The 26854-nt window shown below is 53.9% G+C and carries 29 protein-coding genes and 2 tRNA genes; 20 read left to right on the forward strand and 11 right to left on the reverse strand.

From position 1 onward, the window contains the following. Nucleotides 1–53 precede the first annotated feature (53 nt). Entirely contained in the window at nt 54–1445 is a 1392-nt protein-coding gene (gene cycA, locus AAGR08_RS11650; protein WP_097094305.1) for a D-serine/D-alanine/glycine transporter, read from the forward strand. 43 nt (nt 1446–1488) lie between these two features. Here cycA and AAGR08_RS11655 read toward each other — a convergent pair whose 3' ends face one another. Together AAGR08_RS11655 and rutR are read right to left on the reverse strand one after the other, a co-directional pair. Continuing rightward, on the reverse strand, nt 1489–2463 hold the full coding sequence (locus tag AAGR08_RS11655; RefSeq protein ID WP_345826925.1) for a metal-dependent hydrolase: 975 nt from the start codon (nt 2461–2463) through the stop codon (nt 1489–1491). Nucleotides 2464–2486: 23 nt separating this feature from the next. After that, nucleotides 2487–3122 carry an HTH-type transcriptional regulator RutR gene (gene rutR, locus AAGR08_RS11660; protein ID WP_345826926.1) on the reverse strand — a complete coding sequence of 212 codons (636 nt, stop codon included), beginning with the start codon at nt 3120–3122 and terminating at the stop codon, nt 2487–2489. Between the two features lie 307 nt (nt 3123–3429). Between rutR and rutA the strand changes: the two genes are divergently transcribed. The 6 genes from rutA to rutG are packed head-to-tail and all read left to right on the forward strand — an operon-like array spanning nt 3430 to nt 8380. Next, entirely contained in the window at nt 3430–4521 is a 1092-nt protein-coding gene (gene rutA, locus AAGR08_RS11665) for a pyrimidine utilization protein A (protein ID WP_097097557.1), read from the forward strand. Beyond that, on the forward strand, nt 4521–5231 hold the full coding sequence (rutB, locus tag AAGR08_RS11670; protein WP_097094308.1) for a pyrimidine utilization protein B: 711 nt from the start codon (nt 4521–4523) through the stop codon (nt 5229–5231). Before rutA ends, rutB begins: the two co-directional genes overlap by 1 nt. Nucleotides 5232–5273: 42 nt before the next feature. Continuing rightward, a complete protein-coding gene (gene rutC, locus AAGR08_RS11675; protein WP_097094309.1) occupies nt 5274–5669 on the forward strand; it encodes a pyrimidine utilization protein C in 396 nt (131 codons plus the stop codon). Beyond that, nucleotides 5669–6472 carry a pyrimidine utilization protein D gene (gene rutD, locus AAGR08_RS11680; RefSeq protein ID WP_345826927.1) on the forward strand — a complete coding sequence of 268 codons (804 nt, stop codon included), beginning with the start codon at nt 5669–5671 and terminating at the stop codon, nt 6470–6472. Before rutC ends, rutD begins: the two co-directional genes overlap by 1 nt. 15 nt (nt 6473–6487) lie before the next feature. Further along, a complete protein-coding gene (rutF, locus tag AAGR08_RS11685; protein ID WP_345826928.1) occupies nt 6488–7009 on the forward strand; it encodes an NADH-dependent FMN reductase RutF in 522 nt (173 codons plus the stop codon). Nucleotides 7010–7054: 45 nt separating this feature from the next. After that, on the forward strand, nt 7055–8380 hold the full coding sequence (gene rutG, locus AAGR08_RS11690; protein WP_097094312.1) for a pyrimidine utilization transport protein G: 1326 nt from the start codon (nt 7055–7057) through the stop codon (nt 8378–8380). Here rutG and AAGR08_RS11695 read toward each other — a convergent pair. Together AAGR08_RS11695 and AAGR08_RS11700 are read right to left on the reverse strand one after the other, a co-directional pair. Further along, entirely contained in the window at nt 8377–9291 is a 915-nt protein-coding gene (locus AAGR08_RS11695; RefSeq protein WP_345826929.1) for a DMT family transporter, read from the reverse strand. The genes rutG and AAGR08_RS11695 overlap by 4 nt on opposite strands. Before the next feature lie 110 nt (nt 9292–9401). Beyond that, complete coding sequence (locus AAGR08_RS11700; protein ID WP_071845623.1) at nt 9402–9566, reverse strand: general stress protein; 165 nt, start codon at nt 9564–9566, stop codon at nt 9402–9404. 295 nt (nt 9567–9861) lie between these two features. Here AAGR08_RS11700 and wrbA point away from each other — a divergent pair, with 295 nt between their 5' ends. From wrbA to AAGR08_RS11715, 3 genes are read left to right on the forward strand one after another with little or no spacing between them, the layout of a single operon-like run. Beyond that, nucleotides 9862–10461, forward strand: a complete 600-nt coding sequence (gene wrbA / locus AAGR08_RS11705; RefSeq protein ID WP_345826930.1) for an NAD(P)H:quinone oxidoreductase — start codon at nt 9862–9864, stop codon at nt 10459–10461. Nucleotides 10462–10482: 21 nt separating this feature from the next. Then, complete coding sequence (locus AAGR08_RS11710; RefSeq protein ID WP_097094315.1) at nt 10483–10713, forward strand: YccJ family protein; 231 nt, start codon at nt 10483–10485, stop codon at nt 10711–10713. 56 nt (nt 10714–10769) lie between these two features. Further along, nucleotides 10770–12143, forward strand: a complete 1374-nt coding sequence (locus AAGR08_RS11715; RefSeq protein ID WP_345826931.1) for an NAD-dependent succinate-semialdehyde dehydrogenase — start codon at nt 10770–10772, stop codon at nt 12141–12143. 53 nt (nt 12144–12196) lie between these two features. Here the strand turns inward: AAGR08_RS11715 and agp are convergent, their stop codons facing one another. From agp to AAGR08_RS11730, 3 genes are all read right to left on the reverse strand, one after another. Next, on the reverse strand, nt 12197–13792 hold the full coding sequence (gene agp / locus AAGR08_RS11720; RefSeq protein ID WP_097094317.1) for a bifunctional glucose-1-phosphatase/inositol phosphatase: 1596 nt from the start codon (nt 13790–13792) through the stop codon (nt 12197–12199). Nucleotides 13793–14048: 256 nt separating this feature from the next. After that, nucleotides 14049–14136: transfer RNA gene (locus tag AAGR08_RS11725), tRNA-Ser, on the reverse strand. 37 nt (nt 14137–14173) lie between these two features. Next, nucleotides 14174–14261 (reverse strand) — tRNA-Ser (locus AAGR08_RS11730). 222 nt (nt 14262–14483) lie between these two features. On the opposite strand from AAGR08_RS11730, the gene yccA reads away from it, so the two are divergent. Both yccA and tusE read left to right on the forward strand, forming a co-directional pair. Further along, the gene (gene yccA, locus AAGR08_RS11735; RefSeq protein WP_097094318.1) at nt 14484–15137 is read left to right on the forward strand and encodes an FtsH protease modulator YccA; all 654 of its coding nucleotides are present in this window, start codon (nt 14484–14486) and stop codon (nt 15135–15137) included. Nucleotides 15138–15236: 99 nt separating this feature from the next. Continuing rightward, nucleotides 15237–15563, forward strand: coding sequence for a sulfurtransferase TusE (gene tusE, locus AAGR08_RS11740; protein WP_345826932.1), 327 nt, complete (start codon nt 15237–15239; stop codon nt 15561–15563). On the opposite strand, the gene yccX is transcribed toward tusE, so the two are convergent. Then, the gene (gene yccX, locus AAGR08_RS11745; RefSeq protein WP_097094320.1) at nt 15564–15842 is read right to left on the reverse strand and encodes an acylphosphatase; all 279 of its coding nucleotides are present in this window, start codon (nt 15840–15842) and stop codon (nt 15564–15566) included. 85 nt (nt 15843–15927) lie between these two features. On the opposite strand from yccX, the gene rlmI reads away from it, so the two are divergent. Then, entirely contained in the window at nt 15928–17118 is a 1191-nt protein-coding gene (gene rlmI, locus AAGR08_RS11750; protein WP_345826933.1) for a 23S rRNA (cytosine(1962)-C(5))-methyltransferase RlmI, read from the forward strand. Nucleotides 17119–17177: 59 nt separating this feature from the next. After that, a complete protein-coding gene (gene hspQ, locus AAGR08_RS11755; RefSeq protein ID WP_097094322.1) occupies nt 17178–17495 on the forward strand; it encodes a heat shock protein HspQ in 318 nt (105 codons plus the stop codon). 31 nt (nt 17496–17526) lie between these two features. Here the strand turns inward: hspQ and AAGR08_RS11760 are convergent, their stop codons facing one another. Then, nucleotides 17527–17940 carry a CoA-binding protein gene (locus AAGR08_RS11760; RefSeq protein ID WP_097094323.1) on the reverse strand — a complete coding sequence of 138 codons (414 nt, stop codon included), beginning with the start codon at nt 17938–17940 and terminating at the stop codon, nt 17527–17529. 179 nt (nt 17941–18119) lie between these two features. On the opposite strand from AAGR08_RS11760, the gene AAGR08_RS11765 reads away from it, so the two are divergent. Next, nucleotides 18120–18746, forward strand: a complete 627-nt coding sequence (locus tag AAGR08_RS11765; protein WP_345826934.1) for a DUF2057 family protein — start codon at nt 18120–18122, stop codon at nt 18744–18746. 68 nt (nt 18747–18814) lie between these two features. After that, entirely contained in the window at nt 18815–19276 is a 462-nt protein-coding gene (locus AAGR08_RS11770) for a methylglyoxal synthase (protein WP_097094325.1), read from the forward strand. A 3-nt stretch (nt 19277–19279) separates the two neighbouring features. Here AAGR08_RS11770 and helD read toward each other — a convergent pair whose 3' ends face one another. Beyond that, a complete protein-coding gene (gene helD / locus AAGR08_RS11775) occupies nt 19280–21334 on the reverse strand; it encodes a DNA helicase IV (protein WP_345826935.1) in 2055 nt (684 codons plus the stop codon). A gap of 123 nt (nt 21335–21457) precedes the next feature. Here helD and AAGR08_RS11780 point away from each other — a divergent pair, with 123 nt between their 5' ends. Further along, complete coding sequence (locus AAGR08_RS11780; RefSeq protein WP_097094327.1) at nt 21458–21901, forward strand: YccF domain-containing protein; 444 nt, start codon at nt 21458–21460, stop codon at nt 21899–21901. A 9-nt stretch (nt 21902–21910) separates the two neighbouring features. Then, the gene (gene yccS, locus AAGR08_RS11785; protein ID WP_345826936.1) at nt 21911–24049 is read left to right on the forward strand and encodes a YccS family putative transporter; all 2139 of its coding nucleotides are present in this window, start codon (nt 21911–21913) and stop codon (nt 24047–24049) included. Here the strand turns inward: yccS and AAGR08_RS11790 are convergent. Beyond that, the gene (locus tag AAGR08_RS11790) at nt 24046–24675 is read right to left on the reverse strand and encodes a TfoX/Sxy family DNA transformation protein (protein ID WP_345826937.1); all 630 of its coding nucleotides are present in this window, start codon (nt 24673–24675) and stop codon (nt 24046–24048) included. The genes yccS and AAGR08_RS11790 overlap by 4 nt on opposite strands. Before the next feature lie 221 nt (nt 24676–24896). Here AAGR08_RS11790 and sulA point away from each other — a divergent pair, with 221 nt between their 5' ends. Together sulA and ompA are read left to right on the forward strand one after the other, a co-directional pair. Continuing rightward, nucleotides 24897–25388 (forward strand): SOS-induced cell division inhibitor SulA, encoded by a 492-nt coding sequence (gene sulA / locus AAGR08_RS11795; RefSeq protein WP_097094330.1) that lies wholly within the window; start codon nt 24897–24899, stop codon nt 25386–25388. A gap of 349 nt (nt 25389–25737) precedes the next feature. Next, on the forward strand, nt 25738–26805 hold the full coding sequence (gene ompA / locus AAGR08_RS11800; protein ID WP_097094331.1) for a porin OmpA: 1068 nt from the start codon (nt 25738–25740) through the stop codon (nt 26803–26805). The last annotated feature ends 49 nt before the right edge of the window (nt 26806–26854 follow it).

The following is a 26854-nucleotide window of genomic DNA, read 5'->3' on the forward strand; positions in this document are numbered from 1 at the left end:
TACCTTATCAGCCAAAAGAGCTGACACAACATCCCGACAGGAAAGAAAAACTTATGGTTGATCAATCGAAAGAGGCGCTAGTTGAGGCCGAACAGCCGGATAAGCTCCAGCGTAACCTGCATAATCGTCACATCCAGTTAATCGCTATCGGTGGTGCCATCGGCACCGGGCTATTTATGGGGTCGGGTAAAACTATCAGCCTGGCCGGCCCTTCGATCATTTTTGTCTATATGATCATCGGTTTTATGTTGTTCTTCGTCATGCGCGCCATGGGCGAACTGCTGCTCTCCAACCTCGAGTACAAATCCTTCAGCGATTTTGCCGCCGATTTACTCGGACCGTGGGCGGGATATTTTACCGGCTGGACCTACTGGTTCTGTTGGGTGGTGACCGGCATCGCCGACGTGGTGGCGATCAGCGCCTATTTCCAGCTATGGTTCCCGGATTTCTCCATCTGGATGAGCGCCCTGCTGTGCGTCTTTGTCTTCCTGGCGTTGAATATCGCCACGGTGAAGTTATTCGGTGAGATGGAGTTCTGGTTCGCGATTATCAAAATCGTCGCCATTGTCGCGTTGATCATTACCGGTGTTGTGCTGGTGAGCATGCATTATCCCTCCCCGAACGGCGGCACCGCCTCATTGAGCAATATCTGGGATCACGGCGGCATGTTCCCGAAAGGGCTGAGCGGTTTCTTTGCCGGTTTTCAGATTGCGGTTTTTGCTTTTGTTGGTATTGAACTCGTAGGTACCGCCGCGGCTGAAACTAAAGATCCGCATAAAGTCTTACCGCGTGCCATCAACGCTATTCCGCTGCGTATCATTATGTTTTACGTGCTGGCGCTGATGGTAATCATGGCGGTAACACCGTGGAATCAGGTGTTGCCGAATCGCAGCCCGTTCGTTGAGATGTTTGTGCTGATTGGCCTGCCTGCCGCGGCCAGCATCGTTAACTTCGTGGTGCTGACATCTGCGGCCTCGTCCGCGAACAGCGGCATCTTCTCTACCAGCCGTATGCTGTATGGCCTGGCAGAACAGGGCGTGGCGCATAAAGCCTTTGGCCGCCTCTCGGCGCGTGCGGTGCCGACGACCGGTCTGTTCTTCTCCTGCCTGTGCCTGCTGGCGGGCGTGGCGCTGATTTATCTGATTCCGGATGTGATGACCGTATTTACCATGGTCACCACGGTGTCGGCCATTCTGTTTATGTTTGTCTGGACCATCATCCTGTGCAGCTATCTGGCATACCGTAAGCAGCATCCGCAGCGTCATGCGGAATCGAAATTCAAAATGCCGCTGGGTAAATTTATGTGCTGGGTCTGCATGGCGTTCTTTGCCTTTGTACTGGTGCTGCTCACGTTGCAGGAAGATACCCGTCAGGCGCTGATGGTGACGCCGCTGTGGTTTGTGATTCTGACGATGGGATGGTTGTTGCGTCGTCGTAAGGCTTGATTTTCACAGCCAAAGGCCCGGTGATTTCACCGGGCCTTTCTCGTTATAACCTCTCTAGCAATTTTCGCCACGCTTCGCCTAAAGCGGGACGCAGCGAAGGTTCACGCTGTGGCGCCACCTCAGGCGACTGCGGCGATCCCAGATTGAAGGTGAAGGTGTAATTCGGTTCTTCCCCCATGCGCAAATCGCTAATCAACGTTCGCTCGCCCTGCTGCTGCATCGCGTAGAAACCATGGCTAAACCACGCCACGCGTTCGGCGTGCCATTGGCCTTTAAACGGGACAAACAATTCAGGTTGACGATCGTGCCAGCTTATGTGCAGCGGGCGACCCGGTGATAACAGCGACCAATACGCTTCGCCATAACGATCCGGCGTCATAATCACCGTGCGCCACACCAGCGTATTAAACGCCGTCGGCGTCACCAGAACCTGCTCAGGCTGCACCGCTTGTTGCGCCAAATCCTGCTCAATGTGCTGCGTGGCGATGTGTTGTGCCACCATGCTCCAGCCGAGATACAGCGTACTCACTAATAATCCCATCCGATTCCAGCGCAAGCCCACGGCATCACGTCGCCACAGGGCGATCAGCAGTGCAATTAACAATGGCAAGGTATAGAGCGGATCGACGATATACATGCTGCCAATAGCATAGGGGAAATCGGTAAGCGGCAGACCCAGCTGGGTGCCGTAAACGGTAGTAAGATCCAGCAGTGGATGCGTCACCAGCGCCAGCCAGATTGCCAGCGTCCAGCCGCGCCAGTGAGTTCGACTGCGCATCGCGCCCGCCACCAGCCAGCCGAGAAGCGGCGCGATTAAGGTGAGAAATATCAGCGCATGACTTTCGGTGCGATGCAGCGTCATATTGCGGATGGCATCGCCGTGATCGATAAACACATCGAGGTCCGGCAACGTGCCGGCGATCGCGCCCACCAGCGCCGCCTGCCAAACCGGCACGCGTTTGCCCATCACGGCGACGGTAACTGCCGCACCTAACGTCAGCTGCGATAAGGAATCCATGCTCTCTCCTTGAAAAAGCGGGATCAGCGCACGCGGATCCCTTCAATAATCATGCGCTGTACATTCTCCAGCGTCTGTTCAAAGAACGCCGCATCGTGCAACGTTTGGCCAGTAATCGCTTCCACCTGCGAGGCGAAATCCGCGTAGTGCTGAGTCGTGGCCCACAGTAGGAAAAACAGGTGCTGTGGCTGCACGCCCGCCAGGCGACCTTCGGCGATCCACTGCTCGATAATCGCCGCCTTCTCATCCACCAGCGCCTTTAAATCACCGGCCAGTTCACCTTTCAGCAACGGCGCACCCTGCAACATTTCCAGACAGAACAGGCGCGAGGCCTGCGGGTGATCGCGCGAGACTTCCAGTTTGAGGCGAATATATTGGCGAATTGCCGTCAGCGGATCGTGATCGTGCTGCAGCGCACGCAGCGGTGCCAGCCACACATCGAGGATCTCTTTCAGGACCGCCACATACAGCACTTCTTTCGACGGAAAGTAATACAGCAGATTGGTTTTGGAGACATCGGCACGCTCGGCCACTTTATCCAGGCTGGTGCCGTGAATGCCGAATTGCGAGAAGAAGGCTAAGGCCGCTTCGAGTATGGCCGCCCGTTTTGCGGCGACCGCACGCGAGCGGCGTCCTGGTTTTTTTTCATCGCTTTTCACACTGTTACCTCATCCGTACTGCGTAAATGCATCATAACAAAGGCCTCCTTTCCTGCCTAATCGCCCATCTGCACCTTTTTTGACCATGCGGCGCATGAAAAACGTGCAGAAGTTTTTGACCAAACGGTCTGTTTTGGACCAATCACTCCAGTTTAAAACCGCCAATATTTTTAACACATTGTTGTATAAGCCTTTTAAAAATGTGGCACAGCCTTTGCAGAATTGTGACCGAGCGCCGCCCGTAGGATGCGTGCAGGAAGCAGCGCAGCGCGTGAAGCAATCCCCGTCTAATGCAGAGAGGTTTCACATGAAAATTGGCGTCTTTATCCCGATTGGTAATAACGGCTGGCTGATCTCCACCCATGCGCCGCAATACAAGCCAACCTTTGAGCTGAACAAAGCGATTGTGCTGAAAGCAGAGCATTATCATTTCGACTTTGCGCTTTCGATGATCAAGCTACGCGGCTTTGGCGGTAAAACCGAGTTTTGGGATCACAACCTCGAATCCTTCACGCTGATGGCGGGCCTCGCGGCAGTGACCTCACGTATTGAGATCTACGCAACCGCCGCCACGCTGACGTTACCGCCAGCGATTGTCGCGCGTATGGCATCCACCATTGATTCCATCTCGAATGGCCGCTTTGGCGTCAACCTTGTCACCGGCTGGCAGAAGCCGGAATACGAGCAGATGGGCCTGTGGCCGGGCGATGCCTACTTCTCCAGCCGCTACCAATATCTAACCGAATACGTCACCGTGCTGCGCGATTTATGGGGCACCGGCCAGAGCGATTTCAAAGGCGAATTCTTTACCATGAACGATTGCCGCGTCAGCCCGCAGCCGCAAAAACCGATGAAGGTAATCTGTGCCGGGCAGAGCGATGCTGGCATGGCGTTCTCGGCGCAGCATGCCGATTACAACTTCTGCTTCGGCAAAGGCGTCAACACACCAACCGCCTTCGCACCTACCGCCGCGCGCATGAAACAGGCCGCCGATAAAGCCGGTCGTGATGTCGGTTCCTATGTGCTGTTTATGATTATCGCCGCCGAAAGCGACGACGCCGCACGCGCCAAATGGGAGCACTACAAAGCCGGTGCCGATGAAGAGGCGCTCGCCTGGCTCACCACCCAAAGCCAGCAGGACACCAAATCCGGCAGCGACACCAACGTGCGCCAGATGGCCGATCCCACCTCCGCCGTCAACATCAATATGGGCACATTAGTCGGCTCTTACGCCAATGTGGCACGAATGTTGGATGAAGTTGCATTAGTCGATGGCACGCAAGGCGTGCTGTTGACCTTCGACGACTTCCTGCAAGGCATCGAAGATTTCGGTGAACGTATCCAACCATTAATGCAGTGCCGCCACAATTTGATTGCATCCCAGCAGGAGGTTGCCTGATGAGTACCGTTGTTTGCGCCCATACCGAAAGTTTACCGAACATCACTTTGCCTGCGCGCCCTGAAGCTATCGCGTTGCCGCCGGCGCAAAGTGCGCTAATTGTGGTGGATATGCAGAACGCCTACGCCACCGAAGGAGGCTATCTCGACCTGGCGGGCTTTGATGTCTCTGCCACTAAACCGGTAATTGCCAAAATTCACCAGGCAGTGACCGCCGCGCGCGCCGCCGGTATACAGATCATCTGGTTCCAGAATGGCTGGGACGATCAATACGTGGAGGCTGGCGATGCCGGTTCCCCCAATTTCCACAAATCCAACGCGCTGAAGACCATGCGCAAACGTCCGGAACTGCAGGGCACGCTGCTGTCGAAAGGCGGCTGGGATTATGCGCTGGTGGATGAACTGGTACCGCAGGCCGGCGACATCGTGCTGCCGAAACCGCGCTACAGCGGCTTTTTCAATACGCCGCTCGACAGCATGCTGCGCAGCCGCGGCATTCGCCATTTGGTGTTTACCGGCATCGCCACCAATGTCTGCGTGGAATCGACGCTGCGCGACGGCTTCTTCCTTGAGTATTTCGGCGTGGTGCTGGAAGACGCGACTTATCAAGCGGGTCCGGCGTTCGCCCAGCAGGCCGCAATTTTTAATATCGAAACGTTTTTTGGCTGGGTAAGCGATACCGATACGTTCTGTGAAGCGCTAAAAAGCTAATGCGCCGTTGCACCTGCAAACCGATAAAAAGAGGATTTCGCCATGCCTAAGAGTGTGATTATTCCGCCCGGCAGCGGTACGCCGATTGCCCCGTTCGTGCCCGGCACCTTAGCCGATGGCGTGGTGTATGTTTCCGGCACCTTGCCGTTCGATGCCAGCAACAATGTGGTGCACGTGGGTGATGCAGCGGCGCAAACGCGCCACGTGCTGGAAACCATCAAAAAGGTGATTGAAACCGCTGGCGGCACCATGGACGACGTGACGTTCAACTCGATATTTCTCACCGACTGGAGCAACTACGCGGCGATAAACCAGATTTATGCCGAATACTTTCCCGGCGATAAACCGGCGCGCTTCTGTATCCAATGCGGACTGGTGAAGCCAGATGCCTTGATCGAAATCGCCACGGTTGCCCACATCGGCAAGCAGGAGGCCTGATGCATCTGGAGATCCAGGGTTTAACCGATAAAGATGCGCCGACGCTCGTGCTCTCTTCGGGCTTAGGCGGCGTAGCCGGTTTTTGGCAGCCGCAGCTGGCAGCACTGACGCCGCATTATCGCGTAGTCACCTACGATCAGCGCGGCACCGGCCGCAGCGCGGCTACGTTACCGGATGGCTACAGCATGGCGATGATGGCGGCGGAACTGGCCGACGCGCTGGAACAACGGGGCATTGAATATTACGACATTATCGGTCATGCGCTTGGCGGTTTGATTGGCCTGCAGCTGGCACTGAATTTCCCCTCGCGCGTGGGCCGCGTGGTGGTGATCAACGGCTGGCTGTCGCTGGATGCGCATACGCAGCGCTGCTTCCAGGTGCGTCAGGATCTGTTGATGAACGTCGGTGTTGAAGCCTTTGTACGCGCGCAGCCGCTGTTCCTGTATCCCGCTGAATGGCTGGCGCGTAATCAGGCGCGTATTGCGGCGGAAGATGCGCACCATGTGGCCCATTTTCAGGGCATGGAAAATCTGCTGCGCCGTTTACACGCGCTTAAAAGCGCCGATTTCCGTGCGCAGGCGGCGCGGATCGCGCAGCCGGTATTGGCGATTTGCAGTCAGGACGACCTGCTGGTGCCGTGGAGCTGCTCGCCACAGCTGGCGCAAGCCTTGCCCAACGGCAGCCTGATTGAGATGGCCTGGGGCGGTCACGCCATGAGCGTGACGGATGCCGACAACTTTAACGCGCTGCTGTTGCGCTGGCTGGCCGATACGGCTACGCCTGCCCAACGTGCGGCCAGCTAATCACAGGAGCCGCTGATGAGCGTGCACGAACTACCTATTTTACCCCTTGTGGAGCGCGATGCGTTTCGTAACGCCATGGCGTGCTTAGGCGCAGCGGTGAATATCATCACCACCGATGGCCCCGCCGGACGCGCCGGTTTTACCGCTTCAGCGGTGTGCAGCGTAACCGATACACCGCCAACGTTGCTGGTATGCCTGAATCGATCGGCATCGGTTTGGCCGATTTTTCGCGATAACGGTTATCTGTGCGTCAACACGCTGGCCGCCGGGCATGAAGCACTCTCGACGCTGTTTGGTGGCAAAACGCCGATGGGAGAACGCTTCGCGGCAGCCGAGTGGCATACGCTCGCCAGCGGTTCCCCGCTGTTAGAGGGCGCGCTGGTGTCGTTCGACTGCAAGGTCGCGCAGGTGGTGAGCGTTGGCACACACGACATTCTGTTTTGCGAAGTGCAGGCGCTGGTGCGCAACGATGAGACGCACGGCCTGGCATGGTTTGACCGTGGATATCATCACCTTTTACGGCAGGATGCCCGCTAACGCCGCACTGTGCGGCCCGCTTTCACTGACACCCTGGAGATGACGATGGCGAGTTCCTGGTTCCCCCGCTGGCAGAAAAAGTCAGCCTTGACCGATGATGGGCTGATCGCGCCGGATGAAACGCTGCCGTTGGCGCAGACGGTCATCCTTGGCCTGCAGCATGCTGTGGCAATGTTTGGCGCAACGGTATTGATGCCGTTGCTAATGGGACTTGACCCCAATCTGGCGATTCTGGTTTCCGGTATCGGTACGCTGCTGTTTTTTGTCGTCACTGGCGGTCGCGTACCCAGCTATCTCGGCTCCAGCGCGGCGTTTGTGGGCGTGATTATTGCGGTAACCGGCTTTAACGGCCAGGGGCTCAATCCCAATCTGGCGCTGGCACTCGGTGGCGTAATCGCCTGCGGCGCGCTCTATACGCTGATTGGTCTGGTGGTGATGAAAGTCGGCACCGGCTGGATAGAACGCCTGATGCCGCCGGTGGTGACCGGTGCGGTGGTAATGGCAATTGGCCTCAATCTGGCACCGATTGCGGTACACGGCGTATCCGGCTCGATGTTCGACAGCTGGATGGCGGTGATGACGGTGCTGTGCATTGGGCTAGTGGCGGTGTTTACGCGCGGCATGATCCAGCGCCTGCTGATTCTGGTAGGACTGATTGTAGCGTGGGCGATCTACACGCTGCTGACCAACGTGCTGGGTTTCGGCAAACCGGTGGATTTTAGCGGTCTCGCCAATGCGGCGTGGTTTGGTCTGCCGCATACCACCGCGCCGATCTTTGATATGCAGGCCATCGTGATGATTGCGCCCATAGCGATTATTCTGGTGGCGGAAAATCTTGGACACATCAAAGCCGTGGCAGGCATGACCGGACGCAACCTCGATCCGTGGATGGGCCGCGCATTCGTCGGCGATGGATTAGCAACCATGCTATCCGGCTCGATGGGCGGCAGTGGCGTGACGACGTATGCCGAAAATATCGGCGTGATGGCGGTGACCAAAGTCTATTCGACCTTAGCTTTCGTCGCGGCGGCGGTGATTGCGCTGGTCCTCGGCTTTTCACCAAAATTTGGCGCGTTGATTCACACCATTCCCGGTCCGGTGATTGGTGGCGCATCGATTGTGGTGTTTGGTTTGATTGCGGTAGCAGGCGCGCGTATTTGGGTGCAGAACCACGTCGACTTCAATCAGAACGGCAATTTGATCATGGTGGCGACCACGCTGGTGTTGGGTGCCGGTGATTTTGCGCTGAAGATTGGTAGCTTCACTATTGGCGGTATTGGCACCGCGACCTTTGGTGCCATCATTCTTAACGCGATTTTGCAACGCCGCGGCGCCGCATTGGCGAACCAGGCGGCACGGCAACATCCTTAAGGTTCGAGCGGTGCCTCATCGGGCACCGCTTTCTTCCGACGGATACGCAGCTCGCTGACGATGACCCCGCACACAATCAGTGCCGCGCCCAGCAGCGCAGCGGCAGGCAAACGCTCCCCTGCGATACGTCCTACTACGCCCGCCCAAACCGGCTCCCCGGCATAAATCACCGTAGCACGCGTTGGCGATACGCTACGCTGCGCCCAGTTCATCGTCACCTGGATTAATGCGCTGGCCGCACCTAAGCCCAGCGCGCTGAGCAGCAGTGGCATTGACATGGCAGGAACCGATTCACCATTCGGGATCATCAAGACGAAGGCACAGGCGGATGCGACCATCAGCTGGATCAGCGTCACCCGACGTACATCGACTTGTCCGGCATAGCGGCTAATCAGGATGATCTCGGCTGCGATAGCCAGCGTGCTGAGTAAGGTGGCGATTTCACCTGCATTTAACGTTAGGCTACCATCCTGCGGACCGGCTACCAGCACCAGACCGGTAAATGCCAGTAAAATCCCCAGCCACGCCATCAACCCTGGTGGACGACGCAGGAACACCCACTGCAACAGCGGCACTACCGGCACATACAGCGCGGTGAGAAACGCCGATTGACTACTGGAGATGGTCTGCATGCCCCAGGTTTGCAGCCCATAGCCGCCGGCAATCGCCACGCCGATCAGCGCGCCAGCTTTAATTTCCAGCCAGGTGACCTGCTTAAGATAGCGACGGAAGAAAAACGCCAGCAGTAGCGAAGCCGTGGCAAAACGCAGCCCTACGAAGAAAAACGGACCGGAATGCGCCATCGCTCGATGCACCACCAAAAAGGTGCCACCCCAAACCATGGTAATAAAAATGAGCACCAGCTCCTGACGCGAAATACGTAAGCTGAAACGAGAGGATGAAACGGACATAACGCACCAAAAGAGTGAATTGGCGGTCAGTTTGCTTAGAGAGAATGGAAATTGCAATGATTGTTACCGCCGGGCAAACCCGGCGGTTGGGGGAATGGTGAACAGACGCGCTATTTTTTGCTGCGACTGCGTCCCCCCTTTTCACCTGCTTCAGAGGCGCGTTGCGGGTCGTTTCTAAAATTACCCCCGCTGTTTTTGCCGCCTTTACGACCTGCCTCTGCGGCTCTTTCACGATCTTCTGCGAAATTGCCTGATCCTCCACGATGTTGCGCCATCATTTCCTCCAGGATTGAGCATTCAGGTTGAGGACTTTTCACAATGCCGCTGCGAAAAGCAGGGTGAGGATATACCGCTCACCTGTTTAAAGAATAGCCAATAGCATGATAAATCCCGCCCCGTATTCATACTTTGAAACACATAATTCACTCATTTATCTGCTAAAAGCCAAATTTACCGCCGCGTTACAAGCAGTTAGACGCGCATTATTGGCGTCTGGTCATCCTCTGTACAGCAGCCTACGCAGGCTCTTCTATACTTCTGAGTACTCATCACCCCAGCAGGATGAAAACAATGGCAAAAATTTTAGTGCTCTACTATTCGATGTACGGACACATTGAAACCATGGCGCAGGCCGTGGCGGAAGGCGCAAAGCGCGTAAGCGGTTCAGACGTTACCATTCTACGCGTGCCGGAAAGTATGGACGCGGAGCGTTTTGCCCAGGTTGGCGGCAAAGTCAATCAGGCGGCTCGTGAAGCTGTGCCGGAAGATCTAACGCAGTACGATGCCATTATCGTTGGCACCCCTACCCGCTTCGGCAATATGGCGGGTCAGATGCGCAATTTCTGGGACCGCACCGGTGGGCTATGGGCCTCGGGCGCACTGTACGGCAAAATCGCCAGCGTCTTCGCCTCAACAGGCACTGGCGGCGGACAGGAACAAACCATCACCTCGGTGTGGACCACCCTTGCCCACCACGGCATGGTTATTGTTCCCATCGGCTATGGCACCAAAGAACTTTTTGACATCTCGCACGTGCGTGGTGGCACGCCTTATGGCGCAACCACGCTTGCCGGCGGAGATGGATCACGTCAACCCTCGGCGGAAGAATTGGATATAGCCCGTTACCAGGGCCAACACGTCGCCGAACTGGCGGTAAAGCTGCAAGGATAAAATCCACAACAGGAGACTTTTATGACAACAGAACAGTCGAAAGAGCATCACGTGGGCGAGTGGGCTTCGCTGCGCCATACATCGCGCGAAATTGCTGAAGCCATTTTTGAGGTAGCCAACTACGACGAACGTTTGGCAGAGCAGATCTGGAGTCAGCAAGGCAGTGATGACGTGCTGATTCGCGCTTTCAAAAAGACCGACCAGGATGTTCTGACCTGGGACGACAAAACCGTTGAGCGCAAAAACGTTTGAATTCTGGGCGGGCAATGTCCCGCCTTCGTTATCTTTACATCTCCAGGGAGTCCTGTATGTCAGCCTATCAAAGTATCAATCCGGCCAACAACCAACTGTTAAAAGCGTGGAACGAGCACGATGATGCCTATGCACAGCAGGCACTGAAAACCGCTGATGAGCTTTTTCATTCCGCGTGGAGCAAAGGCGATATTCAGCCCCGGCTGCAGGTATTGCATCGTTTAGCCGATTTGATCGATCAACGCGCTGAAGAACTCGCCACGATTGCCAGTAAAGAGATGGGCAAACTTATTGGGCAGAGCCGCGGGGAAGTGAAAATCTGTTCACAGATCGCCCGCTACTACGCCGACCATGCCGCCACGTTTTTACAGCCGCAACCCTATCAAAGTGAAGTCGGTGATGCCTGGCTTGAATATCATCCGATTGGTGTGATTGTTGCCGTCGAACCGTGGAATTTTCCTTATTACCAGCTGATGCGTGTACTGGCACCGAATCTGGCGCTGGGTAACCCGGTGCTGGCGAAACATGCCAACATTGTGCCGCACTGCGCTGATGTGTTTGAGAAACTGGTAACCGAAGCCGGAGCACCCCAAGGTGCTTGGACTAACCTGTTTATCTCTACCGATCAGGTGGCGGATTTGATTGCCGACCATCGCGTACAAGGTGTGGCGCTAACCGGCTCCGAACGTGCTGGCAGCGCGGTAGCTGAGCAAGCGGGTAAACACCTGAAAAAATCAACGCTGGAACTGGGCGGTAACGATGTGTTCGTGGTGCTGGACGATGCCGATATTGATGAAGCGGTTCGCCAGGGCGCACAGGGCCGCCTCAGCAACTGCGGCCAGGTGTGTACTGCGGCCAAACGCTTTATTCTGCATGAGAAAATTGCGGACACCTTTATTGCGAAATTCAGCGCCGCCCTGCAGTCCGCCACGCCGGGTGACCCGCTGGATGAGAAAACCACGCTGGGTCCACTTTCCTCGAAAGATGCGCGCGATCGCCTGGTAAAACAGGTGGATGACGCGGTGAAACATGGCGCGCGCGTGGAGTTTGGCGGCCGTGCGATTGAAGGTGTTGGCTGTTATTACCAGCCCACGGTCCTTACTGGGTTAACACCGGAAAATCCAGCTTACTATCAAGAGTTCTTTGGTCCAGTGGCCCAAGTGTATGTTGTGGCAGACGATCGCGCCGCGGTAGCGCTGGCTAATGACTCTAATTACGGCCTCGGGGGTTCAGTGTGGACGAAGGACATCACCCGCGGCCGTAAAATGGCCTCACAAATTGAAACCGGCATGGTATTCATCAATTCACAGAGTGATACCTCTGCCGAGCTACCATTTGGCGGGGTAAAACGTTCAGGCTATGGACGCGAACTGTCAGATCTAGGCATCAAAGAGTTTGCCAACCAAAAGCTGGTGGTCGTGGCTGGCTAAATTAATCAGCATAAAAAACCCCGCCGAGGCGGGGTTTTCTTTTGGTATCAACTTTAGTTACTGGTTGTCGGTGCCGGTTTGGCTGGTTCTGCCGGCTTGGCTGGCGTCGCATCCGCTTGTGCTTTCTGCGCTGCGGCGGCATCGGCTTTAGCTTTGTCATCCGCCGCTTTTTGAGCAGTGGCTTTCTCTGCTTTAGCCTTATCGTCAGCTGCTTTATCGGCTTTCACTTTTTCTTCTGCCGCTTTGGCCTCAGCTGCTTTTTGTGCCGCTTCTTTATCCGCCGCCGCTTTGTCTGCTGCTGCTTTGTCAGCCGCGGCCTGGTCTTTCTGCTTCGCGTCATCATTAGCAGCTGCTGGTGCAGGCTGTTCCGCCGGCGCTGGGGCCGCAGCGGGTTGCAGCGGTGTACCTTGCAGTGCACCATTCAATGCGCCAGAGAATTGATCCCAGCTGCAATAGCCGTTGGCATCCGTTTCACAACCTGCCAGTTGTAGCGTGACACGCTTTGGTGGATTCTTCAGGCTCAACACATCGGCATCGCGCAGCTGATCGGCGGTTTGATACACGTACTCAATTTTCAGCAGATCTTTATTGTTTTTCGCATCGTGCCAACGCTCAAACACAACCTGACCGCCAATTGGCGTTTTCTCATCGTTGCCCGGCAGCTCATAGGGCTTCACCTGCAGCGCGCTGAGTAAAGAGGCAATGTTGGAATCATGCCCAACCATCAGCGTCACTTTGGGCGCATTGGCTTTGTCCTGATCGACTAACTGGCTGCGGATATAATCCACCAGCGGTGCGGCCACTTCGCGCGCCACTTCAGGGGAGGCAAATAGCGCATCCTGATAACCGTTTTTGATCGCCGCCAGCTCTTTCCACTGCTCAGGTGTTTTAATCTGTCCCCACGCCACCTGATCGGCCGGGAAGCCTTCGTAATATTGCAGCGTGAACGCATCCACCAGCGAATTGCCGACCTTCAGCGGTCCATTCACGTTGGGCTCTTTACCGTTATCCGCGCTGAAAGTGTTATCACCGCTGCTCAAATCACACTGCTTTTTGCCATTACAGGCCGGTGCAGATTTGTAATCAACGATTTTTTCCAGACGCTGGAAAGCCGGCTTAAGCGCCAGTTTTTCATTCGCGGCTGTCATCGCCGCCAGCGCTTTCTTATTGAACTCATCGCTGCCGTCGGTAACCACGGGATTGAAGATAGGATCCATGGTGCCCATCGCATCCTGATGCGTAACCGCGATGTCACATCCAGGGAAAGCGCCGGTGATAAAGTACTGCGCGGTAGCAACAGTGCGCTGCAGGCTGTTAGCGTACACAAAGACATTGCTGCTATCTGGGCACGTGCCATTCTGTACCAGGCCCTGCTGCGCCAGCCACTGTCGGGTGTAATTACCCATGTAAACTTCCAGCACGCCACCTTTGGTGGTTAACTCACCACCCGCAACATCCCATTGCGGCCAGCTTTTTTTAGTGGATTGCTCCAGCACGCTACCGTTATTCGCTAACGGTGCACGCAGATTATGACGGCTTAACATCAGCACCTGCTGGAGTTGCATATCTCCATCCGCCGCGTAGGCGGACATGCCCATCGGGAGCGCAGCGATAACTGACAACGCGCAAAGACTCAGTTTCTTGATCATTGTGCCTATTCCATAATTCATCAGTGAAACACTCTGGCTTTCAAACGATTAGCTCGCCAAAGAGCGAATTACCGCACAGTGTAACCCAGCTTGCATCGGAAAATCGCCAGATGTTTGCAAAAACCGTGAATGGAATATAGCAGTAAACGCGCGTGCCGTCGGGCAACGGCAGCAGATTGAAAAGCAACGCGATGTTTTTCGGAATCTATGAACGCAGAAAAGCAAAAAGCCCGCATTGCTGCGGGCTTCTTTAATATGGCGGAGGGACAGAGATTCGAACTCTGGGATGGTTTCCCATCGACGGTTTTCAAGACCGTTGCCTTAAGCCACTCGGCCATCCCTCCGGATTGTTTTTTTGTTGCGTCACTCTGCAAGAGTGAGTGGCGGAGAGACAGAGATTCGAACTCTGGGATGGTTTCCCATCGACGGTTTTCAAGACCGTTGCCTTAAGCCACTCGGCCATCTCTCCGCAACGAGGCGCACTATAAACACCCCCCCGATAGATGTAAAGCCCGTATTGAATCGTTCGGCTGAAAAACAGCCAAATTCTATTTTTTCGGCGTCAAATTCGCCATTCTGCTCAGTGAAACAGCAATTTATCGCGTAAAGATGGGTAAAACGCCTTTTCTCTCTTTGAGACGCTGCGTATCCTCTTGCCATATTTGGTGTTTCTCTCTTTAAGGAGCGCGTGATGGAAAGAGTTATTAGCTCGTCGCAGCAGTCGTTAATCAGCACCCACAAAGTGCTGCGCAATACTTATCTCCTGCTCGGCTTTACGCTGGCATTCTCTGCAGTGACCGCCACGCTCAGTACGGTGTTTGCCCTGCCTTCACCGGGCTTAATTCTGATGCTGGTTGGTTTTTATGGCTTGATGTTCCTGACGCATCGCCTGGCCAACAGCCCAGCAGGTATTCTCGCGGCCTTCGCCTTCACCGGTTTTCTCGGTTACTGCCTTGGCCCGATCCTCAGCTCGTTCCTTACCGCAGGCATGGGTGATGTGATTGCCATGGCGCTGGGGGGGACCGCGCTGGTGTTCTTCGGTTGCTCAGCCTATGTGCTGACGACCCGCCGCGATATGTCTTTCCTCGGCGGCATGATGATGGCGGGCTTTGTGGTACTGCTGGTAGCCGTGGTTGCCAACATTTTCCTGCAGCTGCCTGCGCTGCATCTGGCCATTAGCGCCCTGTTCATCCTGTTCTCTGCTGGCGCCATCCTGTGGGAAACCAGCAACATTATTCAGGGTGGCGAAACCAACTATATTCGCGCGACCGTGAGCCTGTATGTATCGCTGTACAATATCTTTGTTAGCCTGTTGAGCCTGTTGGGCTTCGCTAACCGCGATTAAATTAGCGCAACCGTTGTTAAAACCCCGCTTCGGCGGGGTTTTTGCTTTTTGTGGCCGGGCGAACTTACAATGTGCCGATTAACGTAATGAGGAACAACTGTGATTTTTGCCGGTAAAGAGATTGCCACTGACGCGGAAGGCTATTTGAAAAATAGCGCGGACTGGAGCGAGCCGCTCGCCGCCGCTATTGCGGAGCAGGAAGCGATCGTGATGAGTGAAGCGCATTGGGAAGTTGTGCACTTTGTCAGGGCGTTTTATCAGGAATTTAATACCTCACCCGCAGTGCGCATGCTGGTAAAGGCTATGGCGCAAAGATATGGCGAGGAGAAAGGTAACAGCCGCTACCTGTTCCGCCTGTTTCCGGAAGGTCCAGCAAAACAAGCCACCAAAATCGCGGGATTGCCAAAACCGGCTAAGTGCCTGTAATCAACCGGTAGTAAAACGGGTGGGGTGCTCTGTCGGCTGATGCGGCTCCACCAGCACTTTATCCACGCGCGCGCTGCGCGGCCCACCTGCTTTTAACCAGCTGATTAATGCATCGACCTGCTGCGCTTCACCGGCAGCCAAAACCTCAACGCTGCCATCCGCCAGATTGCGTGCATAACCGTTAACATTCAATGCCCTGGCCTGGGTTTGTGTGTGATAGCGAAATCCCACGCCCTGCACGATGCCATGCACCCAAATTTTACAGCATGTGGTTGCCATTACGTTCTCCCCTCACCTTGCGTTGCAATTTGCCGCCATCCGCCGGAAAATGGCGCCTCTTTTTTTCAGGTAAGCATAGCAAACTATGACCGTTCGATTGATTCTCGCAAAGGGACGTGAAAAATCCCTGCTCCGCCGCCATCCATGGGTGTTCTCGGGTGCCGTTGCACGTATGGAAGGTAAAGCCCAGTCTGGTGAAACCATTGATGTCTGCGATAGCAATGGCAAGTGGCTGGCTCGCGCCGCGTATTCTCCGCAATCACAAATTCGCGCACGCGTCTGGAGCTGGCAGCAGGATGAGTCAATCGACATCACCTTCTTCGTGCGCCGCTTTGAGCAAGCGCAGCTGTGGCGTGACTGGCTGGCAAAACGCGATGGGTTGGATAGCTATCGCCTGATCGCCGGTGAGTCTGATGGTATGCCAGGCGTTACCATCGATCGTTTCGGCAACTTCCTCGTGTTGCAGCTGTTGTCAGCCGGCGCCGAGTATCAGCGTCCGGCCATTGTCTCAGCGTTGCAACAGTGCTTCCCGGATTGTGCTATATACGATCGTTCGGATGTCGCGGTACGTAAAAAAGAGGGACTGGAACTGGCGCAAGGGCCGGTTTCAGGTGAACTGCCGCCACCGCTGCTGCCTATCACCGAGCACGGTATGAAGTTGCTGGTAGATATACAGGGCGGTCATAAAACCGGTTATTACCTCGACCAACGTGATAGCCGTTATGCCACGCGTGGCTACTCTGAAAACGCCCGCGTGCTGAATTGCTTCTCCTACACCGGCGGTTTTGCGGTTTCTGCGTTGATGGGCGGCTGCCGCGAGGTGATCAGCGTTGATACGTCGCAGGATGCGCTCGACGTGGCGAAACAAAACGTTGAGCTGAATGGCCTCGATGTGTCGCGCGCGCAGTTCGTGCGTGACGATGTATTTAAACTGCTGCGCCGCTATCGCGACAGCGGGGAGAAGTTTGACGTAATCGTCATGGATCCGCCGAAATTTGTCGAAAACAAGAACCAGCTGATGGGGGCATGTCGCGGTTATAAAGATATCAACATGCTGGCAATTCAGCTGTTGAATCCCGGTGGCGTGCTGCTGACGTTCTCTTGCTCTGGCCTGATGCCGACCGATTTATTCCAGAAAATCATCGCCGATGCCGCCGTAGATGCTGGTCGTGATGTACAATTTATAGAGCAGTTCCGTCAGGCAGCCGACCATCCAGTGATCGCCAGCTATCCTGAAGGGCTTTATCTGAAAGGTTTTGCCTGCCGCGTGCTGTGACTTGAAAACGCTGTTCCTGCCTCCATATCGGTAGCAGGGCAGTCTTTTGGGAGGTCACAATGATTACGACTAAATTTGGAATTGGACAGCAAGTCCGGCATCGTCTCTCCGGGGTGCTCGGCGTTATCGTGGATGTCGATCCGGAGTTTTCGCTTGATGAGCCAGAAGTCGATGATGTTGCTTCTAGCGAAGCATTACGCGCCGCGCCCTGGTATCACGTGGTGATGGAAGATGAAGAAGGCGATCAGGTGCATACTTACGTCGCTGAGGTGCAGCTCGCGGGTGAAACCTCGTTCGAGCATCCTGAACAACCCTCAATGGATGAGTTAGCCGCTTCTATTCGGCAGCAGCTGCAGGCACCAAGCCTGCGACATTAACGAAAGCGGCGACTCAGGTCGCCGTTTCTACTTAATGCGTTATCCCCAGTCGCGGTATTTCAATCTTAGGACAGCGGTCCATCACTACCGTCATTCCGGCATCCTGCGCTAAAACCGCGGCTTGTTCATTTATTACGCCCAGCTGCAGCCATAAGGTATCCGCACCAATGGCGATCGCTTCCTGCGCCACGCCCCATGCCGCTTCGGCATTGCGAAACACATCAACCATATCCACTTTTCCTGGAACCTCTGCCAGCGTGGCATACGCCGTTTGGCCAAGCAGCTGCTTCCCAGCCAGTTTCGGACTCACTGGAATCACCTCATAGCCCTGATCGAGCAGATATTTCATTACGCCATAGCTTGGTCGGTCGGGGCGATCGCTGGCGCCTACCAATGCGATACGTTTAGTTTTGGTTAGCACATCGCGGATTGTTTGATCATTCATCTTTTTCCTCCTGGTTCATTCGCTTAAGTGTAGATGGCAATGCGATCTTCACTGCAAGCGCCTTGCATGAGAAGTTTGCGCAGCAGCACGAATAAATATGTTAAAATGTAAATTAACTGCCATAATGTAATAATTTGCTACACATAATCGATTTATCCCCCCTGCTGCCGGGAGTTGAAATGAAGCTGTCTTGGACTGTTACGAGTTTACTCGTGTTGCTCGTATCGGCGTCTTGCCATGCCATCACCCTTAAGCTCAATCCTGAGATTGAACTGCTGGTGCTGGATGGACGTAAAATTTCGGGTTCGCTGTTAAAAGGTGCAGGAAGTCTTGAGCTAGAACGAGGACAGCATCAATTTCTCTTTCGGGTTGAAAAACCAGCGGCAGATACCACTCACTTTCAGTCAGTGCCAATGATTGTCACTTTTACCGCCAATGCTCATTCCGTTGCGATTCGCTTACCGGCACTGAATAATCGTCACGAACGCAACGTCTTTGATAAAACACTCAACTTCCAGCTAATTGATGAAAGTGGCAATGAAATTACAAGTCTGCGCGATCGTTTACCGCGGGAAAGTGATAACGATTTCGAAAAGGCGATGCTGAACTATAACCGCGATGCACATACCGCCTCCGTGCCGCGTTTTGCCGTTCATTCGTTAACTATCACCGCAGAGCAGTCGGATCTTGACTATGCCTGGCAGGACGCCAGCGATTTGCCCGCATTGCAGGGCTGGTTTAAGCGTTTTGATGCTGCCACACGTCTGCGTTTTATTAGCTGGATGAAAACCTTACGCACAAGTTGATAGTAATGAAACGCCAGGGGTAAACTCCTGCATTAACAAATAATGCATGAGAAGAATCAGGAAGCCCTATGGAGCAAACCGTTCGTACCCTTAACGTTCAAAAACATATCGCCCTCGTTGCGCACGATCACTGTAAAGCCTCGCTGCTGGAATGGGTGCAATTCAACCAAAATACGCTGCAAACCCATGTCCTGTACGCTACCGGCACCACGGGAAATCTGATTAATCGTCATACGGGATTGGACGTCAACGCCATGCTGAGCGGCCCGATGGGCGGCGATCAGCAGGTAGGCGCGTTGATCTCGGAAGGGAAAATTGATGTGCTGATTTTCTTCTGGGATCCGCTCAATGCGGTACCGCACGATCCGGATGTAAAAGCGCTGCTTCGCCTGGCGACCGTCTGGAACATCCCTGTCGCTACTAATCGCACCACCGCCAATTTTATTATCCAGTCGCCAATGTTTGCGGAGCAGGTTGAGATCCAAATTCCAGACTATCAGCGTTACCTCGCCGATCGCCTGAAATCATAATCATCAGGCCTTACGACTTTGCGGCACGCCCAATTCGCGGAAGTGTTCAACAAAGACTGAGGGACGATCTTTATCGAACATCAACCACACCTGTTGGCGTGCGCGCGTCATCGCCACATACGCCAGACGCCGCTCCTCCGCATCCGGGAAATCTTCCGGCTGCGGTAGTAACCCCTGTTCCATGATCGATTCCCGCGCTTCGGCCGGAAAACCGTCACGTCCCTGCTGCAAACCAAGCACAATCACGAAATCCGCCTGCTGTCCTTTACTGGCATGCATCGTCATAAAATCGATCTGCAGTTTCGGCCAGCGTGTTTTGGCTTTATCCAGGATAGCCGGTCGCAAATGATGATAGCGCGCCAGCAGCAGCACCCGCTCATGAGGTTTTGCATAACCACTAAGCTTATCGAACAGCGGCTCAAGTTGATCCTGCGGTAATAGCGTCACCGATTTCTTATTGCCTTTACTCAGACTGTTAAGCGGCTTGCGCAGCTGGTGCGGGTTTTGCTGGACGAAACGATTCGCAATTTCACCAATGCGATCGTTAAAACGATATGTGGTATCGAGTATGCAGCGATCCCCTTCACCAAAATAGTGATGAAACGCTGTCGTCAGGCTCATCTCTGCGCCACTGAAGCGATATATGGCCTGCCAGTCATCGCCCACGGCAAACAAGCTGGTTCGTTTGTTTTGCTGGCGTAAAGCCGTCAGTAATGCAGCACGCTGCGGTGAGATGTCCTGGAATTCATCCACCATAATATGCTTCCACGGGCTGATGAAACGGCCTTTTTCCAGAATGGCGATTGCCTGATGGATCAGCCCGGAAAAATCGACTGCGCCTTCCTCTTTCAGGGCGCTTTTCCAGGCTTTAAGCAGGGGTGCCATCAGCTTAACGCGCTTACTAAAGCTGTCGCGCTGTTCTTCTGACACATCCGCAATCATCGCTGCCTGCGCGCCGCCATGCATACGCATTAACCCGAGCCAGCGCTCCATGCGTGAGGCTACACGCTGCGCCAGTTTGTCGTCCTGCCAAAACGGTCCTTCGGGGATCTCCCACTCAAGCTCATCCTGCAACCACTGGCGCCAACCGCTGGCCTGCGCTTTTTTGCTATTGCACTGCTCACGCCAGGTTTCTATCAGCAGATGCCGCCGCGCCTTGCTGTCGCTTTCCAGCTTACTGATTACCGGCTGTTTATTACTGCCTTCGCGGATGATATGTAGCGCCAACGCATGGAAGGTACGCGCCTGAATCGCGCTCTCGCCCAGACGCGTCTGAATGCGGTCATTCATCTCTTCAGCCGCCTGACGCCCAAACGCCAGCAGCAAAATTTGATCCGGTTGCGCTAGCTTTCGTTGCAGCAGCCAACCCGCTCGCGCCACCAGCACAGATGTTTTACCGCTACCCGCACCCGCCAGCACCAGCAGTGCATCTTCGCCATTTACCACGGCTTCACACTGCGAGGAATTCAGCGGCGTGGTTTCTACCGTGGAGAAAAATTCGTGATAATCCTTGAGGATCCTGGCGGTCCATTCGCGATTGCGCTGGCGAATGGCCGTTTCACCTTGATCCAGCCATTGCTGACAGAAGTGCCAGCGGTCACGGCAATTATCGAATTCTGCAATGCGAGCAAGAGGTAGCGGTAACGCGGAAAACTGCCGCATGATGCTCTCTTTTACCGTATTCAGCTCACTGCGTTTCAACCAGCGGTCCTGCTGGATGAAAGCATGGATTTCCTGTTCCAGCGCGACAAGCACCTCAGCGCTCACGTCGCTCATCTCCAGGCTCCACTGCTGCCATGCGTGCTGTAAATAGTGGAAAAAGCGCTGCGTTTCCTGCCACTCGGTGCCGTGCAGGCGAACAACTTTCTCATCTGGCAACTGAAATTCCAGCTCGCCCCACACCATGCCACGCTTGCAGGCAATACTGATTAACTGGTTAAACGGGATCAAATATTCATGGCGATCGCCACTGACTTCCACGCCAGCAGCCAGCAGTCGAACCCGATTATAGGGATGCTGTGCCAGACGCTTACCCATTGATGTTGCTTTCAGTTCCATTCCCGCACCGTCATATGGAATTCGATTATCGCGCAGTTTACCTGTCAGACACTTGACGCTCCAGCCTTAAAAAGCGCTAAACTTGGCGCCACATATTGCGGATTGCAAAAGGAAAATCGCGTTATGCGTACTGTTTTAAATATACTGAATTTTATTCTCGGTGGTTTTTTCACCACATTGAGTTGGCTATTTGCCACCTTAATCAGCATTGTGTTGATTTTTACGCTGCCGCTGACGCGCTCCTGCTGGGAAATTACCAAATTATCGCTGCTGCCATTCGGCAACGAAGCGGTACATGTTGATGTACTGCGTCCTGACAGCAAAAGCCATGTGATGAACACCGGCGGCACTTTCCTGAATATTTTCTGGTTAATACTGTTTGGCTGGTGGCTATGTCTGGCCCACATCTCAGCCGGTATTGTGCAATGCCTGACTATCATTGGCATTCCTGTTGGCATCGCCAATTTTAAAATTGCTGCAATTGCGCTGTGGCCAGTGGGCCGTCGCGTGGTATCGGTAGAAGAAGCGCAGGCAGCGCGTGAAGCCAATGCGCGTCGTCGCTACTGAGGCCGTTCAATGATGCATAACGCCTTGCCGGGCTGGCGCCGCTATTTTTTCAATAGCAGCTTACGCTATCTGCTACGCATCTTTTTTGCCTTGACCGGATGTGCGGCGGTGCCGTGGTGGCTGCACCAAATTGAGTGGACGATTCCGCTGACGCTCGGCGTGGTAGCGGCGGCTCTGGCCGACCTTGACGACCGCTGGATTGGGCGCGTTCGCAATCTTTTGATTACGCTTATCTGTTTCTGCATCGCGTCGGTCTCGGTCGAACTTCTGTTCCCGCATCCGTGGGCATTTGGGTTAGGCCTGGCGCTTTCCAGCTGGGGCTTTATTTTGCTCGGCGCACTGGGGCAACGCTATGCCACTATCGCCTTCGGCGCACTGCTGATTGCAGTCTATACCATGCTCGGTATAGGACTGTTTCCGCAGTGGTGGCTGCAACCTTCGCTGCTACTGATTGGCGCCCTCTGGTATAACTTACTGACGTTTATCGGTCATTTGATGTTTCCGGTGCGTCCAGTACAGGAACAACTGGCGGGAAGCTTTTCCCAACTGGCACGCTATCTCGAAGCCAAAGCAAACTTGTTCGACCCCGACGGCGGCGAACAGGATGATGCCACACTTGTCGCTACGGCAATGGTGAACAGCCAATTAGTCGCGCAGCTCAATCTCACGAAAACGACTATTCAAAGCCGGCTACGAGGCGATCGTGGGTCGCGTAGTACACGTCGAAGCCTGCACTACTATTTTGTCGCTCAGGATATCCATGAACGGGCCAGCTCTTCACATCTGCAATATCACCTGCTGCGTGATAACTGGCGCTATAACGAAGTGCTGTTCCGCTTCCAGCGATTGATGAATATGCAGGCGCAGGCGTGCCGAAAACTGGCGGAGACGATTTTACTGCGTCAATCCTGGCATCATGACAGCCACTTTGAACGGGCCTTCCAGCGGCTGGAAACCGCTCTGCAGCGTCTGCAGCAAAATGAGCCACAGGATCCCCATATTCGCGCGTTGTTTTGGCTGCTGCGTAATTTGCGCGCCATTGATGCGCAGCTGGCATCCATTGAATCGGAACAACTGCTTACTGAGCCCGCAATCCAGAGCGATAACCATCTCTCACGCGAAGGTCTTAGCGGCTGGGCGGATATTCGCTTACGTTTAAGCCGTCATCTCAGCCCCCACTCCGCGCTGTTTCGCCACGCAGTGCGAATGTCACTGGTACTTTGTGTTGGCTATGCATTTATTCAAATCACCGGCGTAGAGCGTGGTTACTGGATTTTGCTTACCAGCCTGTTCGTCTGCCAGCCCAATTACCATGCCACTCGCAGACGGCTTGCCCTACGTATTGGCGGCACGCTAGCAGGTATTGCCATCGGCCTTCCCGTGTTGTGGCTGGTCCCCTCCATTGAGGGTCAGCTGGTATTGATTGTGTTGAGTGGTGTTCTCTTCTTCGCCTTTCGACAGATTCAATACGCGCAAGCCACTCTATTTATCACCTTGCTGGTCCTGCTCTGTTTTAATTTGCTGGGTGAAGGATTTGAAGTGGCATTGCCACGCGTGGTGGATACTTTACTCGGCTGTGGTTTAGCCTGGCTAGCCGTGGCCTTTGTATGGCCGGATTGGCGTTTCCGCAAAATTACTGCGGTGGCCGATCGGACATTGGATGCGAACTGCCGTTATCTTGATGCGATAATGGAGCAATATCACCAGGGTAAGGACAATCGTCTGGCTTATCGCGTGGCGCGCCGTGATGCCCACAATGCTGATGCAGAACTTGCATCGGTGGTATCAAACATCAGTAGCGAACTTAAGCTTCAGCAACCGCTCCGTGAAAACGCATTTCGACTGCTGTGCCTGAATCACTCCTTCCTGAGTTATATTTCGGCGCTTGGAGCACATCGAGATCGTTTGGCGGATAGAACATTACTTACCTTACTGGATGACGCGGTCTGCTTTATTGAAGATGTGCTGCAGGTAGAACGCGTCACAGATTCACAGGCCACAGACATGCAGCAGGCCCTGATGCAGCGCTTAGGCGAGTTGAAGACCAGCTCAGATGGACGTGCACCATTAGTCGTCCAACAATTAGGTTTGTTGATCGCACTGCTGCCAGAGATTGCACGTCTGCGCCGTTCACTTATTAACCACTAAGGTTGCAGATGCTCCGCCGCCGCATGTTGGCGGAGCGTTTTTAGATACCAAGCATAAAGTTCCTCCCTGATTGCGCTTGGCAATGCCGCTTCATGGTGTCCTGAAATCGCGCCCTCTAATGCCAGTAGCGTTTTCAAGCCAATATGCTTATTCACCGCCCTTAACTTCAGCCAGCTTTGGCGTGACCCTATTTCACACAGAAGTCTTACCGAGCTGATACCGACTTTATGCAGCATCAACTCCAACCGCAGGCTAAGATTGGGCAAATCTTTCAAGCGCAATGAGACTAATTTGCTCGCGGCTTCATCCTGAGCGGCACGTAGAGAGCTTGCAGACAATTGCAGTAATTGTTCTGGGTCTTGCCATAGCAGCTTATCGACTTTGAAATAGCTCAGTGTTACCGGCATCCCGCGCTTACGATAGACCAGCGGTTCCAGAGAACGCTTCGCGTTATAGTGATGGAGTGCCTCACTGGCACGTAAATAGAGTGCATCCTCATTGATATAGGCGAAAACCACCTTCTCAACGGTAAGCGCATAACCACCAAATTGCGTACGGGACTCAATTTTACCTAATGCTGCTAACTGCGCTTTAGATTGCTCAACAACCGGATTATTTCTTTTCATAACGCCCCCTCATTTCAGTCCATGCACGGGAAATTTCCTAGAAAAGCTCTCAGATTCATTTGCTTAGAAGATAAAAAAAACGATTTAGCTGTTCAATGAATAAAAGCAGAAGCGAGGGATCTTGTGCAGAAATTGCGAGGCATTATCAGAAAATGAGGTTGATCTTTATCCAGGAAGCCATTACTGTATATTCATACAGTTCATTACTGAGTGATTAAAATATGCGTACTCATTTCTCTGGCCCTGCTGATCGTTCTCATCGTTTTGCTTCTTCAAGCTTAGCGCAGCCTTCGCTGGGTGGAATCACTGAACTGCGATCCAGCGAACAACCTGGAATGATGCAACTCATGCTTCTACCGGTACTAAAACAGTTGAGTGAGCAATCACGTTGGCAGCTATGGCTAACTCCTGCGCAAAAGCCGAATCGTAGCTGGATGCAACAGTCAGGATTACCGTTAGAAAAGAGTATGCATATTACTGAATCTGAGCGATTCAATACGGTAGAAAGTATGGTTAAAGCGCTGCGCACGGGCAATTATAGCGTGGTATTAGCCTGGATTCCGTACGAATTAAGTGATGAAGAGCGTGCAGAATTGGAAAAAGCAGCTGCAGAAGGTGATGCTCTTGGGCTCATTTTGCGTCCGCAGGGGCATCAATATGCTCATTCCAGACAACCTAAAGCAGCAAAAATTCCGTCAGATTTGTTTCATTAAGTAAATCCAGGAATTTTCTCAGCATTTTTTTTGCAGAAGTTGAAGCTAAGCCACTGATTCTTTTCCCGCCAGCTATGACAATGGCTTAGCTGCTTTTTTTCATTTCAGTACCGAAGATTTTGCCACGTCATTTGTTAAAATGTGTGTATAAATCCCTGTTTTTTTACTGCTCGACCTCACATCATACTTGTAACTTTCCAATCTCGTTGTAGACTTTAGCTCGCCAGGGTGCTCAATAACCTCCGTTTTTTCGGTAGAGTCAAAAGCGAGCGTTTAGACCCGGCGAAGGATTAACACAAAGAGCAACCTTTTTGCTCATTGCCTATTTGGATGATAACGAGGCGCAAAAATGAAAAAGACAGCTATCGCAATTGCAGTGGCACTGGCTGGCTTCGCTACCGTAGCGCAGGCCGCTCCTAAAGATAACACCTGGTACACCGGTGCTAAACTGGGCTGGTCTCAGTATCACGATACTGGTTACTACGGTAACGGTTACGAGAACAACGACGGTCCAACCCACGAATCTCAGCTGGGAGCTGGTGCATTCGCAGGTTACCAAGCTAACCCGTACCTGGGCTTCGAGCTGGGTTACGACTGGTTGGGCCGTATGCCTAACAAAGGTAACGTGACCAATGGCGCGTTCAAAGCACAAGGCGTTCAGCTGGCTGCTAAATTGAGCTACCCAATCACTGAAGATTTCGACGTGTACACCCGTCTGGGTGGCATGGTATGGCGTGCAGACTCTACTCAGAGCACCGATGGCGTTCGTCACAGCGATCACGACACCGGCGTTTCTCCGCTGGCTGCTGTTGGTGTTGAATACGCACTGACCAAAAACTGGGCGACTCGCCTGGACTACCAGTGGGTTAACAACATCGGTGACGCAGGTACCGTTGGTGCGCGTCCTGACAACAGCATGCTGAGCGTCGGCGTTTCTTACCGCTTCGGTCAGGATGAAGATGCAGCACCAGTTGTAGCTCCGGCTCCAGCTCCAGCTCCAGTTGTTGAAACCAAGCGTTTCACCCTGAAGTCTGACGTGCTGTTCACCTTCAACAAAGCAACCCTGAAGCCAGAAGGCCAGCAGGCTCTGGATCAGCTGTACAGCCAGCTGAGCTCAATGGATCCGAAAGACGGTTCTGTTGTCGTACTGGGCTTCACCGATCGCATCGGTTCAGAGCAGTACAACCAGAAACTGTCTGAGAAACGCGCTCAGTCTGTAGTCGATTACCTGGTATCAAAAGGTATCCCGTCTAACAAGATCTCTGCACGTGGTATGGGCAAATCTAACCCAGTTACTGGCAACACCTGTGACAGCGTGAAAGGCCGCAATGCCCTGATCGACTGCCTGGCGCCAGACCGTCGCGTTGAAATCGACGTGAAAGGTATCAAAGACGTTGTAACTCAGCCACAGGCTTAAGTTATCGCGCAATAAAAACCCCGCTTCGGCGGGGTTTTTTTATGCTGCA

This window comes from Pantoea sp. BRR-3P (assembly GCF_039621635.1).
In the GTDB taxonomy this organism is placed as follows: Bacteria; Pseudomonadota; Gammaproteobacteria; order Enterobacterales; family Enterobacteriaceae; genus Pantoea; species Pantoea floridensis.

Coding starts and splice junctions, on each gene's coding strand:
- cycA (WP_097094305.1), top strand. CDS start 54: ATGGTTGATCAATCGAAAGAGGCGCTAGTTGAGGCCGAACAGCCGGAT.
- agp (WP_097094317.1), bottom strand. CDS start 13,792: ATGATCAAGAAACTGAGTCTTTGCGCGTTGTCAGTTATCGCTGCGCTC.
- rlmI (WP_345826933.1), top strand. CDS start 15,928: ATGACCGTTCGATTGATTCTCGCAAAGGGACGTGAAAAATCCCTGCTC.
- helD (WP_345826935.1), bottom strand. CDS start 21,334: ATGGAACTGAAAGCAACATCAATGGGTAAGCGTCTGGCACAGCATCCC.
- AAGR08_RS11695 (WP_345826929.1), bottom strand. CDS start 9,291: ATGTCCGTTTCATCCTCTCGTTTCAGCTTACGTATTTCGCGTCAGGAG.
- yccA (WP_097094318.1), top strand. CDS start 14,484: ATGGAAAGAGTTATTAGCTCGTCGCAGCAGTCGTTAATCAGCACCCAC.
- AAGR08_RS11790 (WP_345826937.1), bottom strand. CDS start 24,675: ATGAAAAGAAATAATCCGGTTGTTGAGCAATCTAAAGCGCAGTTAGCA.
- rutB (WP_097094308.1), top strand. CDS start 4,521: ATGAGTACCGTTGTTTGCGCCCATACCGAAAGTTTACCGAACATCACT.
- ompA (WP_097094331.1), top strand. CDS start 25,738: ATGAAAAAGACAGCTATCGCAATTGCAGTGGCACTGGCTGGCTTCGCT.
- yccX (WP_097094320.1), bottom strand. CDS start 15,842: ATGGCAACCACATGCTGTAAAATTTGGGTGCATGGCATCGTGCAGGGC.
- AAGR08_RS11760 (WP_097094323.1), bottom strand. CDS start 17,940: ATGAATGATCAAACAATCCGCGATGTGCTAACCAAAACTAAACGTATC.
- rutD (WP_345826927.1), top strand. CDS start 5,669: ATGCATCTGGAGATCCAGGGTTTAACCGATAAAGATGCGCCGACGCTC.
- yccS (WP_345826936.1), top strand. CDS start 21,911: ATGATGCATAACGCCTTGCCGGGCTGGCGCCGCTATTTTTTCAATAGC.
- wrbA (WP_345826930.1), top strand. CDS start 9,862: ATGGCAAAAATTTTAGTGCTCTACTATTCGATGTACGGACACATTGAA.
- rutC (WP_097094309.1), top strand. CDS start 5,274: ATGCCTAAGAGTGTGATTATTCCGCCCGGCAGCGGTACGCCGATTGCC.
- AAGR08_RS11780 (WP_097094327.1), top strand. CDS start 21,458: ATGCGTACTGTTTTAAATATACTGAATTTTATTCTCGGTGGTTTTTTC.
- AAGR08_RS11700 (WP_071845623.1), bottom strand. CDS start 9,566: ATGGCGCAACATCGTGGAGGATCAGGCAATTTCGCAGAAGATCGTGAA.
- rutA (WP_097097557.1), top strand. CDS start 3,430: ATGAAAATTGGCGTCTTTATCCCGATTGGTAATAACGGCTGGCTGATC.
- hspQ (WP_097094322.1), top strand. CDS start 17,178: ATGATTACGACTAAATTTGGAATTGGACAGCAAGTCCGGCATCGTCTC.
- AAGR08_RS11710 (WP_097094315.1), top strand. CDS start 10,483: ATGACAACAGAACAGTCGAAAGAGCATCACGTGGGCGAGTGGGCTTCG.
- rutG (WP_097094312.1), top strand. CDS start 7,055: ATGGCGAGTTCCTGGTTCCCCCGCTGGCAGAAAAAGTCAGCCTTGACC.
- rutF (WP_345826928.1), top strand. CDS start 6,488: ATGAGCGTGCACGAACTACCTATTTTACCCCTTGTGGAGCGCGATGCG.
- AAGR08_RS11765 (WP_345826934.1), top strand. CDS start 18,120: ATGAAGCTGTCTTGGACTGTTACGAGTTTACTCGTGTTGCTCGTATCG.
- AAGR08_RS11770 (WP_097094325.1), top strand. CDS start 18,815: ATGGAGCAAACCGTTCGTACCCTTAACGTTCAAAAACATATCGCCCTC.
- AAGR08_RS11655 (WP_345826925.1), bottom strand. CDS start 2,463: ATGGATTCCTTATCGCAGCTGACGTTAGGTGCGGCAGTTACCGTCGCC.
- sulA (WP_097094330.1), top strand. CDS start 24,897: ATGCGTACTCATTTCTCTGGCCCTGCTGATCGTTCTCATCGTTTTGCT.
- AAGR08_RS11715 (WP_345826931.1), top strand. CDS start 10,770: ATGTCAGCCTATCAAAGTATCAATCCGGCCAACAACCAACTGTTAAAA.